The sequence below is a fragment of the Proteiniborus ethanoligenes genome (assembly GCF_900107485.1).
In the GTDB taxonomy this organism is placed as follows: Bacteria; Bacillota; Clostridia; order Tissierellales; family Proteiniboraceae; genus Proteiniborus; species Proteiniborus ethanoligenes.
In genome coordinates this window covers 1-13062 of record NZ_FNQE01000020.1, presented here as the reverse complement: position 1 = coordinate 13062, position 13062 = coordinate 1, and the positions used below count along the sequence as shown (strand labels likewise).

Here is a 13062-nt window from a genome sequence, read left to right as displayed (position 1 = left end):
TGCAAATACTTCATAACAAAAATATACCTACAATTTAAATTGATTTAATACAATACCGATTACCTTCATTCCATATGACCTAAGCTGAAAGGCGCCTTCCTGCAAACACCAATCATAAATAACCCCACGAGCACAAGTGGTTAAAATAGCCACCATTTCACTGGAAGGTAATTCAGTACTTAATTCTCCATTTTTTTGCCCTTCCTTCGTTAGCATTTCAAGTCTCCGATAATATTCTCTTTCCGGTGAAATTAAAAATCTATTAGTCGTTTGGGCTTTGATTTGAGAGGAATATATTACAGACATAAAATCTAATCCTATCTCTTTTTCCATAAACTCAAATACATATTCCATCAATAAGTATATTTTTTCTATAGTATTTTTGTACCTCCTTTCACTCTCTGAAAATTTCAAATATGCTTCATCTACTAATCCAACCATACTGAAAATTAATTGTTCCTTTGTTTTAAAATGAGTATAAAATCCGCCCTTAGATGATCCTGCTTCACGTATTATTTCATCAACGCTTACATTGCTATATCCTTTTTCAAGAAATAACTTCCTTGCACAATCAATTATTCTTTTTTTAGTTTTATTGGCCTGCTGTGTTCTCTTATTCATAATTTTTTCCCTTCACATTTAAAATATTATATTTCACAGACTGCGGTCTGTAAATTTAGATTACTATTTGTGTGGATATATGTCAAGAAAAATATGGCTAAGTGGGAAAATATGTGACTTCGATTCTAGGCAAAAAAAAGTGCAAATACTCAACATCATTTATTAGATGTTTTGCATTTACACTTTATTACCTTCATACTGACAAAGGGACGTTTCACTCGTCTCTTTTTGCTTTAATCAGCAGAAGTGTCTCCTTGTATCTTACTTATTACAACATGGATGACAATACATCCGCCTTGGATAAAATGCCCTTTAGACTTCCATCACTATCTATTACAGCTATAGGATATCTAGTTTCTGCAGCCATTGGGATTATATCGTGTAATAATGTATCTGGAGCTGTGGTCATTATGTTTTCTATAACTATATCTGATAATGATAATTTTTCATTTCTAGCTCGTACAGCATCATCAATTGTAGCTATTCCTAGTAATTTCATCTTATCTCCAACAACATATGCACTAGAAACCCTATTGCTTCTCATGATTTTTATAGCATAACTTGGGCTATCTGTTCTGCGAACAATACTATTTGGAGTAGCCATTACGCTTCTAACGCTAATTACCTGAGTTTTATCTGCATCATTTATAAATTGTTTTACATAATCATTTGCTGGATGCTCAAATATCATCTCTGGAGTATCCAATTGAATCAATTCCCCATCACGCATTATAGCTACCCTATTCCCTAATTTAAAGGCTTCATTTATATCATGAGTTATAAATATTATGGTCTTATCTAATTTTTTTTGAATGGATAGAAGTTCAAATTGCATGTCCTTTCTAACTAAAGGGTCTAATGCAGAAAATGGTTCATCCATTAAAAGTATGTCCGGATCATTAGCTAGAGCTCTTGCTAATCCTACTCTTTGCTTCATACCTCCAGAAAGACTTGATATAGGTTCATTCTCTAAGCCTTCTAAACCTACCATAGAAATCATTTCCCTTGCCTTAGCTTGACGTTCCTCTTTGGATACTCCCTTGACTTCAAGACCATATTCCACATTACCTAATACATCTCTGTGAGACATAAGCCCAAAATTTTGAAACACCATGGCGATATTATTTCTTCTATATTCTTTTAATTCCTTTTTATTAAACTTACTTATATTCTTATCATTAAATAGAATTTCTCCGGAACTAGGTTTATTAAGCATATTAAAACATCTAACCAATGTTGATTTACCAGAGCCTGATAAACCTATTATAACAAAGATCTCTCCTTTTTTTATATCCAAGGTTACATCCCAAAGTGCCACAGTTGTTCCAGTTTTTTTATAAACTTCATCCTTAGATGCTCCTAAGCTTTTCATTTTAAACGCTCTACTTTTTTCTACACCATATAACTTGCTTAAGTTTTTTATGCTTAAAATAATGTTATTCTTCATCTAAGATTACCTCCCTACCATTGACAAAGCCTTGGGTTATTCTATCTAATAAGACTGCAATAATTACAACTGCAGTACCAGATACTAATCCTCTGCCTATTTCTACTCGGTTTACACTTATTAGGACTTCCATCCCTAAACCAGTAGCTCCAATCATGGAGGTTGTAACCACCATGGACATTGCCATCATAAGAGTTTGATTTACTCCAGTCATTATTGTAGGCAAGGCCTGTGGTATTTGTACTTTTATTAAGGATTGTAATCTAGTGGAACCAAAGGATAAGGATGCTTCTACTACTTCTTTGTCAATTTGTCTAATTCCGTGACTTGTAAGCCTAATAATTGGTACTATAGCATAAATTGTTGTTGCTATTACTGCAGGTGGTTTACCTAAGCCAAAGAATAATAGAGCTGGAATTAGATATACAAATACTGGCATTGTCTGCATTGTGTCTAATACTGGTCGAATTATTCGATTTGCCCTTTCACTGGTTGAGATGATTATTCCCAATGGAAAGCCCAGTGCTAATGAAATTATAACTGATGCTATGACTATAGATAATGTTTCATTCATAGAATCCCATAGTCCTAAAGCTCCTATAAGGGACAGTAACCCCGCATATAGTATCCCTTTCCCAATCTTTCTGCTTATTTTCCAACTCACTAAGAATACTAATATTAAGCTTATAAACCAAGGTATGAAATCTAATACCTTATAGATTGCATTTACTAAACTACCTAAAAAGAATCTTATATTACTAAAAAACGAATCATATTTTACACTAAGATTTCTAACTGAAGTATCTATATCATTAACATTTAAAGGAATCTTAAATGGAAAATCCTTTAGCCAATTTGATTTTTTAGTCTTTTCATCTGTACCTAAATAAGCTTTAATTTTTTGTGCATTGTCCGGATTTAGCCACTGATCTAATAATTCATCATGTTCCTTTAGGAACCATTTTGCTGTTTCTATATAATTAGACTCAGTTTCTTGCATGTATGCTAAAGCCTCAGAGGTTAAAGCACTTGAAGTCTTATATTTGGTAAGGAATTCAACCATTTCAGGATTTTGCTCGTAGAATTTATTACTTACTCCTATATTAACTTTTACAGAAGGTAGCTCAGTTTTCCCTTCTAGATATGTTTTAGCATCAAAAGGTTGATCTTTCAACAATACAAAGTCATATTTACCCATGAGCCAAGTTGGCTCCCAATAATATGCAACTATTGGTTCACCCTTTTCATATGCTGAAGTTAAAGCTGATGATAGAGCCGCATCTGATCCTGGTCTAAAATATACAAAGTTTTCGTCTAGATTATAGTGTAGATACTTATTATACATGATCTCATCAACTTCCCAGCCAGGGATTGCACCATAAACTCTACTCATACCCTTTGTTTCTGCATCAGGAAATACATCTGGATATTTCTTTAAATCCCATACATATTTTAAATCAGAAGCCATTGCCTTAATTCCTCTTTCATCATCCCCTTCAATTACATATCTCGGAACATAAAACCCTTGATTATTATCATCAAAATTTACTCCTAAATCTTTAAATTTACCTTCATTTAAATCCTTCTCGTAAGTAGCTAGATTATCTGTCCACTCTTCCATATGAACATCAATTTCACCTTTAAGCAAGCCTTCGTGTAATACAGTAGTTGATCCGGGAACTTCTCTTCATTTATACCCAAAAATTTGTTCTGCTATTAATCCTGCTACTGCATTGTGGAACTTCACACTATCCCAACCGGCATCTGCAAAGGCTATTTCTTTTGTTTTTACTTCTTCTGAATAAACAGAAGTAGATGTAATTACTAATATTAATATTAAAATTACGCTAAAAAACTTTTTCATAATTAACATCCTCCCTTTTTTATAATTGAAAAAAATCCAGTAAGGGAATTATTAAGCCTACAAATATTGTGAAACAACAAAATTCCAGAACCCCTTAGCAATCATTGGTTTTATCTAATGGGTAGGGCTCTTGTTATGTAAACTTAATTTTGGGTACAAAAAAGAACCATGGAGTTCCATAGTTCTAATATGCAGAACATTACTCCCCTTTATACGCTTACGAGGTTAGCTGTCGGGTTAGGGCTAAAGGGTTCTGCCCCTCCAAAATGGATACACCCCCGAAGATTGGGTCCCCCGCTTCATTTAAGAATTCAGCGATATGGTTTGCTTTTTCAATTGTAAATATCAGCCTTTATTATAGCACATGCTAATAATTTATGCAAATCACGTTAGGATAAAGTGACGTTTCGAGACCACTGAAAAAGTAGTATCGAAGCGCCCCTCGTCTTTTTCGATTAAACATAATACTGCGATTGAGACTTAAACATTTTAGCATACTGCATATTATCATCCTTAATCAACTCATCGTGATTTCCATATTGGATTATCTCCCCTCTATGAAACACTGCAATTTTGTCACAGATTTTACAGCTTGACATCCTATGTGAAATATATATAGCAATTTTATTTCCAACTAAGTCATTAAATTTGTTGTATATCTCATACTCTGCTATGGGATCAAGGGCCGCAGTAGGTTCATCCAACACAACTATTGGAGCATCTTTATATAAGGCTCTACCAATAGCAAGCTTTTGAGATTGACCTCCTGAAAATTCTATTCCTTTCTTGTCAAACCTTTTATATATAGAAGTATTAACCCCTTTTTCTAATTTAGAAATCTCTTTTTCTAGACCTACTTCTCTCATCACCTCAAATATAGATTCATCTGATGCAGTGTTATGATCATCAAGAGATATATTCTCCTTGATTGTAAAGGCTAATAGTTTAAAATCTTGAAATACTACAGAGAATATTTTCATATATTCATCATATTTGTATTCACTAATGTTAATTCCATTTAAAAGTATTTCACCTTCTGTAGGTTCATATAATCTTGTCAAAAGCTTAATAAAAGTTGTTTTACCAGCACCATTTAGACCTACTAAGGATAATTTTTCACCATGCTTGATAGTTATGGATATGTTTTTTAGTGTATAATCTTTATTCTTTGGATACTTAAAAGAGACATTACAAAACTCAATAACATACTGATCTTGTTCTTCCAGACTCCTATCACCAGCTTGATTTTTAGATTCTAATTGCTCAAATTGAATAAATAGATCTAAATATCTACATAGCTGGTTTATCTCAATAAAAGTATTAATAAATGAGGAAACAGAAGTACTAAAGCTACTGATAGCACTGGCATACATTGTAAAGCTACCTATAGATAGAGCTTCTATGAAAACTCTATAAGTCAAATAAGCATATACTAATACCATTTGAAACTGTAGATTTATATTGGTTAATCCATTATACTTCCCTTCTGTTCTACAATGCCTTGTATTAATAGCTACAATATCGGTGTGAAACCTACTGGACTTTGACAGAATAATAGGTGCGATATTATATAATCTAATATCCTTACCAAGAGAAAAATCTGATGTCAATGTACCAAAGTAAGCAAATGCTCTGTTAGCAGGTACTGCTTTCTGACCTTCTTCAAAGCTCAGTTTCTGTAACTTATCAAATATCTTTGAATTTAATGCTATAATTGCTAATATTACAAGTACTATAAACCCATTCAAAGTAAATATTATTGCAATAAGTCCAATCATAGTAATAATCTCAGAGACTGCTTTTGCAATGTTTTCTATTAACCTTTCAATAGTACCATGATTATAAATTGCAAATAAAGCTCTCTCCTTTAAATCAAGTATTTCCGGGTTTTCTATGTTCTCAAAATCCATGTCAACAATCTTTTCACTTATTAATGTATCAAAGCTATACATCATTTTTTCATTTGCTATTTTAACTCTCTTATCAAACCAACGATTAGTGATATTCAATACAAAATTACCAAGGATTAGAATTGCAATAAATTGAACAAATATCTCCGTTCTTTGCTGTCCAATTAATTCATCAATAATGAACTTAGGAACAATTATGTTTAGAAAAGGGATGGCTGATTTTAAAAACGAGGATAGTAATAAAGTTGGTATGTGGGACTTGGATATGCTATGGGTTAATTTTAAAAAGTACTTTAGAATTCTGATATTTTCACCTAGTCCTTGCCTTTGTTTATATTCCATAGCCTGCAGCCTCCTTGCTCATGTTCTCCTCTTTGTAATATTGTGATTGGATGTTGAACATGCTAGCGTATTTTCCATCCTTCTCCATAAGCTCATCATGGGTTCCATACTCCTTTATCTCACCCTCCTCCATAAAGGCTATGACATCACAGAATCTGGTGCTCGAAAGTCTATGAGAAATATAGATTGCTGTCCTATTTTCAATCAATTCATTAAAGCTCAAATAAATATTGTGTTCTGCAATTGGATCAAGGGCTGCAGTAGGTTCATCTAAAACAACTATTTCTCCACTTTTATATAATGCCCTTGCTAGAGCTAATTTTTGATTTTCTCCACCTGAAAGTTCAATGCCATGTTCATCAATAACCTTTAGTATACTTGTAGAGAAGCCTTTCTCTAAGCTATCGACCTTCTCCTTAATACCAGCTTTTCTTGCTGATTCTTTAACTCTTTCGTGATTAATATTTTTATCTTTCAAAGCAATGTTTTCCGTTACATTAAAAGCAAACATTTTTATTTCCTGAAACACAATTGAGAATAGCCTATAATATTCTTTTTGATCAAACTGATTTATATTTATTCCATTAAGGTAAATTTCGCCTTCTATTGGAGAGTAAAGCCTAGTCAATAGCTTTACAAGTGACGTTTTTCCTGCTCCATTCACTCCGACTATAGCAAGCTTTTGTCCTGGTTTTATTTTTAACGAAAGGTTTTTGAAAATATAATTATCACTGTTAGGATATTTAAAGGATACATTCTTAAATTCAATTTCATATGGCTTCTGAATAGGCACTTTTAGTGGTTCCTTAACTTTTTCTTCATCTTTTATATCTAAAAAATCTCTTAAATCCCCTACATATTTACAGTTAGTCTTAACAAAGGCAATATCTTTCATAAGATTTCCCATCCATAAAGCAAAACCACCAATTGTAGCTACGTACATTGTGAAATTTCCTATAGTCAAGCTGCCTGTTACAACTCTATGTATCAAATATCCATAAACAATGCCTTCCCTAAGTAATAATAAAACTGCATCAATAACATCTGACCTATATCTTTTACTCTCTATATCTTCTGAAATATCTGTTCTTATCTTATCAAAATACTCTTTTTTTCTTAATAGCAAATCCTTCATACTATAAACTCTAATATCCTTACCATATTGAAAATCAGACATTGTCGAAGATACATATACTGACTTTCTGAAATACTCCGTTCTCTTACCCTCTTGACTTTTCTCATATTCATTAACCTTTAAGTTAATAAAGTAAATTATAATAACATTTACAACTAAATATAATAGTATAAGTGGATTTAATGTTAGTATTATTGCTATATATCCCAAAAATCCTGCTAAGCTACCTAATATTGTAAATATCTTCTGAAGAATTCCCCCAATTCCTCTATGGGGATTACTTACTGTTCTCCATGCAATTCGAATGGCATTTAATACGTCAGGATCTTCTGTATGCTTATAATCCATTTCCATAGCCTTCTCATGGATTACATCAATAAACTTAAATCTAATGTTACTCATTTTCATTCTATAAGCTCCTGCTAGATAGGCTATAAAATATTTAGTAACTGCTGATATCAATAGTGTGACCAAAAGTATCTTAATCAGTATATCTACACGCTTTATCCCCATTAGTTCATCTATTAAAAATTTAGGAGCTAAAATCCATATAAAAGGAGCAACGGCAATAAATATCGAATTGAATCCACAGATATATAATAATGACTTGTCCCATTTCCAAATGTACCTAAATACAAATTTTAAATTATCTAATGTACTCCTTTTAATTTTTGTATGGTTATCGTTTTCCATTTCTCACCCTCCTATTGGCTATTAAATTATTCTAAAAGCTGTAAAACTATCAAAATTACACTTTTTATATAACGTAAAGATAATGGGGAGAACTAATTTCACCTTTTCAGTTTGGTAGATAAGGATTTCTCCTTTTTGATTTGTATCTATGGTAGTCACCTTCTGTACATTTACGGATAATGTGCTTTGTTTTATTAACTGGTAGTGGAGCATCTTCTTCAGAAAAATACTCAATATTAATAACCTCAACAACAGCAGTGTGATTATCATTTCCTACGGTAACTAAAACAAAATCACCAACCTCAATACTATCATCATCGGTAATATAATAATAGCTCTTGTATCCCTCATCAAAGATTACGCTACAGAAAATATATTCACCTTTGCGACGTTTTACTTTTTCATAAACGGATGGATTAAGTATTTCCCCTAAGCCATAAAAACACATGAAATTGAATACTGTTTCCGCAAACTCTGCCCAGTCATCTGGTAATCCTTTTTTATCAAAGGTTCCTTTTATAACACGTTGTGGACTTTCCTTAAAATCAATGGTTATCGTATAATCCTTGGTTTCATTCGGCGTTTCAACAATATCAGATGGATTGCCCACTATATTGTCAAATAGGTATTCTGCATCCAAACCATCTAGTAATCCCTCAACACCACCTTCAACTTTATATTTACGAGAAACAATACAGCCAGTTCCAATGTTTTGAATGTGTTCAATACTTTCTGATTCTCTATCTACTACCAACTGTTCTGTATAATCCCAAGTAACATATTCAGTTTCCTCACCTATAGGCTGCTTGGGGTTAATTTTGGTAATTCGGTGGTATTCAATAGAAATTTTATTTACCTTATCTGGTTTGCAATTACCATCAAATACATATAAGTCATTCATTTCAAGTGACTCCCTAATAAAATCTGAAAGGTCAATTCCATCAACTTCAAAATCAGAGCACAGTGAACCCCTGAATTTATATGTTTCATCCTCTGTATTGGTTAGTTCCATTTGCCAATCACCGATATCCGTTGCAAAGACTTCATCATACTCCTTGCTGAAATAATTGGCAACAGTATTTAAAATTTTTTCTGATACTATTTTTTCTATTTTATAATTCTTAGTTCTGGATTTTTTATATTGACCTAATCCATCTCCAAATACATATGCAGAAAACCATACCCTTCCTTCTGCATTGATTGTTATACGTTGTTCTACCTCATCTGTAGGTTCTGGGCAAGGTCCATAGCATACATTGTTAGATATAATACGGATTTTTTTAGGTGTGCCTTCAAATATAAACATATTTTTTCCAGTAAGTATAGCTAGCCTACTAAGTGCCAAAATAAACCACAAACGATTTTTAAACTCCAAAATTTCTTCTCCCATATATGCCCAATGGTTAAAATATCTCCACCTAGAATAAATAGCCGAACCCAATAGTTTTATATCCTTTACATCATCTATAATCTTATCTAGTTCCTCATAATCATTAACTGCTTTACCATATTTTTCAGCAAAAGCATTCCCACAGTCCATCTCAAATCCAAGGGCTACACAATCATCTGCCATATAGCGGTCTACCAATTCTATATAATTAATTTTTTGATCTCGAAATTTATCGCACCATTTTACTGCAAAATTATGAACTTGTTCCATATCTATCACTATGGTCACCTCCGTTCAAGCACAACAGCTAAATTTCTGTGGTTTGTCCCATGTCACTCCCTGGTAAATAATAAAGTTTTCCTTCTTTAGCAATTATTCTAACATCTTCGTGGAATAAATCGACCAATTCCGTTTTACATGGATTTTCATATGTACTAACTTGAGCTGTGATTATATTTGTCGTTCTTTCTGATATAGGACAGAAGTTATACTCTTGATTGATTAATCCAGGTAGCTTATGAATGAAACCATCAAAACCTCCTCGTTTTCTAAGATTTAAATCTATATTGATACTATGTTTTTTTGCTTGAGATTGATGCCATATGTTAAGCTGTTAATCGCATCTTTCACTTGTTTTGAATATGTAGGAAGTAATGCACCACATTGCTCTCTTGATACAGAGCCAAGATGTAATGTGTGTTTCAAATCAGCAATTCGATACAGAACCTCTAAAAGAATCTTCTGATAAATATACCAATTTTGAACTTCTGGCAACTCTTCTTCATATTCATCAAAACCAAGATTGCTTTTTTTAGAATAACCTACAATCGTTAAATTAGCTTGCCCTCTGATTCCCTCTGTACTATGATATATGCCACGAACTGCTCTTGTCATATCTTGAGATTGCGTAAGCTTTGCCCCTACGGGAATGATAGCTTGGTATAATACTTGTGCATTGCCTTGAATTGCGTTTCTCGCTGCTGTTCCAGCTTGAAAAATTCTTGGTACAAGATTATTAACACGTGCTAAAACCTTGCTATCTTTAATTTCTACGAGTTTGGTTTCGTCAATTTGCTGTGTTACAGGTTGAATACCCCCTATCCCAACAACTCACGTATTTTTCCCGTGAGTATCGCTTTTCTAGCTTCATAAAACTCTTCAAATTTTTCTAGTTCTAGGGATATTCCTTCTGGAATAAAAGATTGTCTATGAAAATCTGCCCTTTGTTCAACATTCATATCATTATAATAATCAACAAGCCTCATATCACTTTTACTAGCATTACTTCTACCTTCCAATAGATGCAAATTAGCCAGTCTGTTGCGGTTACCTCTCCATTTTCTCCAATCTTCCATAGAAACTGATATCGGCTTATTACCGTCAAATCTTTCAAATGGATGAAGATGATCCTGCTCATATTTGAAGTGAGTATTTCTCCAGTCTAAACTAAGGAAATATAAGGCTTCACCAGCAACTCTACTGCCTTTTTCTTCGTTTAAAATATCCTCAATTTTGCCCTCTGTTACTCTAAGGTCATTCATCTGATTGAGCATATCTACAGTTATCTCATAATCATTTTCGTTAATTCTACTCTTCATTTGCTGCAACTTTCCAGTTGTCCCTGATTGAAAATAGGTAAATAAAACCGCCCTAATCAAATATGCACGAATCCCATCAAGGTTATTTCTGTATTCAGGATTATAGTAAATAAAGTAGATAATCGGTAATAGCACGTTCCAACTACTTGCAAATCTACTTACTCCGATTTTAATTTCTTTTAATGTGCTTTCTAAATTTTTTAAAGCCTTTTTAAACTCGCTCCAGTTATTTTTTAATTCTTCTGCTATATTTTTACTAATATTTGATTTAACTACATCTCCATAAATCATAAGTGCAGAACGAATTATAAAATCTGAACCAAAGCCTTCATAAGAGTCAACAAGTAGTTTCCCAAATTCAGTCTTTGCACTTGGCCAGTATGCCTCAAGTATAGACATAGTTATTTCAGATTTACGCAGGGCTTTTCCACCACTGTTAAATCTTACAAACATTTCTAGAGCATCATCTTGTTTCATGTCATGAATTTCCGTATATCGAATTAACTTTTCTACAAAAATCTTATTATAAAGTTTATTTAAGATATTTCTAGCATAATCCTTGCTATCTGCAGGAACATTAAAAATTGCCTCTTCAATAGCTTTATCTCTAGTGCTATCGTCTTGGAATTTTTGTTCTAATATATTTTTGATCTCAAATTGTGTCGGACTTAACTTTCCAACTTTTTCACTGAATTTGATATCATATTTTTTGCTATTATATTCTTCCTCATCAACAGTTATTTTGTTTTTATTTAACTCAATCAAAAGTTTCGTAACAATGCCACCACTATTTTTTCTCCTTGCATATTTTTGCCTGATAAAAGCATTCCCGAATAAAGAGAGAAATAATGAGGTTAATCTCTGTTGTCCGTCAAGCACTGCTGTGTCAGTCTGATTAACATTTATATTGCTTAATTCATAATTTACCGTATCTGCTTGCTTACGATTATCGAATGTAACCTCATATAAAAAATTACAAAAGTATGTATCCCAAGTTACATTATCATCATCCACATGCCAAAATAAAAAAGTAGCTATGGGATAATCTAAAAGGATAGAGTCCCACAATTTTTCGACTTGTTCCATGCTCCAAACATACTGCCTTTGAAATGCTGGCATAACATATTTACCATTTTTTATATTCTGTAAAGCTTCATAAATACTTATACTGCTATCAACTAATCTACTCACGCTTGTCCTCCTCGCTATAAAAACTTGATTTATACTTCAGTAAAGTATCCTTTATTTCACTCCAAAGCCAAACATTCTCTCCATCATCTTCAAATACTTTACCATGACTTTTTGCTCCGTCTATTTTCATCTGTGAATAATTATTTTTGAAAGTAGGTACATATAGCTCTGGATTCTCCTTTTCACTACATAGATGCTCCATCATTGTAACAGTAGCTTCACCTGCTATATCAACTGCAGCAAAATATGCCTTTATAATTTTATGATTATACTGTTCTGTCTTTAATGCCCATATAGGAATACGCTGAATAGCCTTTCCATAATAATCATTATTTACTTCAGTAGGTTTAGATATTGTTTTAGGATTATATTCGTAGGAAGCCTTTTCAAAAGTCTTAGCAATGTACCATCTCATACACATTTCAATAGCTTCTTCTTCAGAATCTTTAGAGATGCTCATAGCAAGACAAAATTTTTCATATACATCTTCATCTATTAAAAAACTTACCGCTTTACTCATATTTTCACCTCTTTTACTAAAAATCTTAGCGTTTGTCATAACTTGCAACGCTTGAAATCACTGTGTTCTATACAGTGATTTTTTCTTATCACTCAAAAATATTTCTATTTTCAAAAAGGGTTTTCGCCTCTTTATGTCAAATAATATAAGTACCACCAAATATTATATTAAGGAGGCGAAGCCCTTGTTTGAACGTCAATTAATCTTTAATAACATTGATTTATTTACATCTAATAGCAAAACAAAATTTTATGAAAAAATCTTCGATATCATTGATTTGTCTAGTTTCCCAAAATATCATTCGTCTAAAGTTGGACCTACTGGTTATTGTCTTCATGCTCTTTTAAGATC

The 13062-nt window shown here is 32.6% G+C and carries 10 protein-coding genes, 1 pseudogene and 1 riboswitch; all 11 genes and pseudogenes read right to left on the bottom strand.

Going from position 1 to position 13062, the window contains the following annotated elements; genetic code table 11:
• Positions 1 to 27 precede the first annotated feature (27 nt).
• The 11 genes and pseudogenes from BLV37_RS09185 to BLV37_RS09145 all read right to left on the bottom strand — a co-directional run bounded on the left by BLV37_RS09185 (position 28) and on the right by BLV37_RS09145 (position 12711).
• Positions 28 to 621: a TetR/AcrR family transcriptional regulator gene (locus BLV37_RS09185; RefSeq protein WP_091730343.1), complete on the bottom strand. Its 594-nt coding sequence runs from the start codon at positions 619 to 621 to the stop codon at positions 28 to 30.
• Positions 622 to 889: 268 nt separating this feature from the next.
• The gene (locus tag BLV37_RS09180) at positions 890 to 2068 is read right to left on the bottom strand and encodes a quaternary amine ABC transporter ATP-binding protein (RefSeq protein ID WP_091730340.1); all 1179 of its coding nucleotides are present in this window, start codon (positions 2066 to 2068) and stop codon (positions 890 to 892) included.
• A complete protein-coding gene (locus BLV37_RS15450; protein WP_280140133.1) occupies positions 2058 to 2642 on the bottom strand; it encodes an ABC transporter permease in 585 nt (194 codons plus the stop codon). Before BLV37_RS15450 ends, BLV37_RS09180 begins: the two co-directional genes overlap by 11 nt.
• Positions 2643 to 3026: 384 nt before the next feature.
• Positions 3027 to 3731, bottom strand: a pseudogene (locus BLV37_RS15445) (glycine betaine ABC transporter substrate-binding protein); the annotation flags it as partial.
• A 24-nt stretch (positions 3732 to 3755) separates the two neighbouring features.
• Entirely contained in the window at positions 3756 to 3932 is a 177-nt protein-coding gene (locus tag BLV37_RS15330; protein ID WP_244270512.1) for a hypothetical protein, read from the bottom strand.
• 199 nt (positions 3933 to 4131) lie between these two features.
• Positions 4132 to 4259: riboswitch (cyclic di-AMP (ydaO/yuaA leader) on the bottom strand.
• A gap of 128 nt (positions 4260 to 4387) precedes the next feature.
• Positions 4388 to 6184, bottom strand: coding sequence for an ABC transporter ATP-binding protein (locus BLV37_RS09170; RefSeq protein ID WP_091730338.1), 1797 nt, complete (start codon positions 6182 to 6184; stop codon positions 4388 to 4390).
• A complete protein-coding gene (locus BLV37_RS09165; RefSeq protein ID WP_091730335.1) occupies positions 6174 to 8012 on the bottom strand; it encodes an ABC transporter ATP-binding protein in 1839 nt (612 codons plus the stop codon). The genes BLV37_RS09170 and BLV37_RS09165 overlap by 11 nt, the downstream gene beginning before the upstream one ends.
• A 106-nt stretch (positions 8013 to 8118) precedes the next feature.
• On the bottom strand, positions 8119 to 9681 hold the full coding sequence (locus BLV37_RS09160; protein WP_342026605.1) for a hypothetical protein: 1563 nt from the start codon (positions 9679 to 9681) through the stop codon (positions 8119 to 8121).
• A 282-nt stretch (positions 9682 to 9963) separates the two neighbouring features.
• A complete protein-coding gene (locus tag BLV37_RS09155) occupies positions 9964 to 10296 on the bottom strand; it encodes a hypothetical protein (protein WP_091730332.1) in 333 nt (110 codons plus the stop codon).
• Between the two features lie 203 nt (positions 10297 to 10499).
• Positions 10500 to 12191 (bottom strand): DUF262 domain-containing protein, encoded by a 1692-nt coding sequence (locus BLV37_RS09150; RefSeq protein ID WP_091730329.1) that lies wholly within the window; start codon positions 12189 to 12191, stop codon positions 10500 to 10502.
• Positions 12184 to 12711 (bottom strand): hypothetical protein, encoded by a 528-nt coding sequence (locus tag BLV37_RS09145; protein ID WP_091730326.1) that lies wholly within the window; start codon positions 12709 to 12711, stop codon positions 12184 to 12186. Before BLV37_RS09145 ends, BLV37_RS09150 begins: the two co-directional genes overlap by 8 nt.
• Between the last annotated feature and the right edge of the window lie 351 nt (positions 12712 to 13062).

Coding starts and splice junctions, on each gene's coding strand:
- BLV37_RS09185 (WP_091730343.1), bottom strand. CDS start 621: ATGAATAAGAGAACACAGCAGGCCAATAAAACTAAAAAAAGAATAATT.
- BLV37_RS09180 (WP_091730340.1), bottom strand. CDS start 2,068: ATGAAGAATAACATTATTTTAAGCATAAAAAACTTAAGCAAGTTATAT.
- BLV37_RS15450 (WP_280140133.1), bottom strand. CDS start 2,642: ATGAATGAAACATTATCTATAGTCATAGCATCAGTTATAATTTCATTA.
- BLV37_RS15330 (WP_244270512.1), bottom strand. CDS start 3,932: ATGAAAAAGTTTTTTAGCGTAATTTTAATATTAATATTAGTAATTACA.
- BLV37_RS09170 (WP_091730338.1), bottom strand. CDS start 6,184: ATGGAATATAAACAAAGGCAAGGACTAGGTGAAAATATCAGAATTCTA.
- BLV37_RS09165 (WP_091730335.1), bottom strand. CDS start 8,012: ATGGAAAACGATAACCATACAAAAATTAAAAGGAGTACATTAGATAAT.
- BLV37_RS09155 (WP_091730332.1), bottom strand. CDS start 10,296: ATGACAAGAGCAGTTCGTGGCATATATCATAGTACAGAGGGAATCAGA.
- BLV37_RS09145 (WP_091730326.1), bottom strand. CDS start 12,711: ATGAGTAAAGCGGTAAGTTTTTTAATAGATGAAGATGTATATGAAAAA.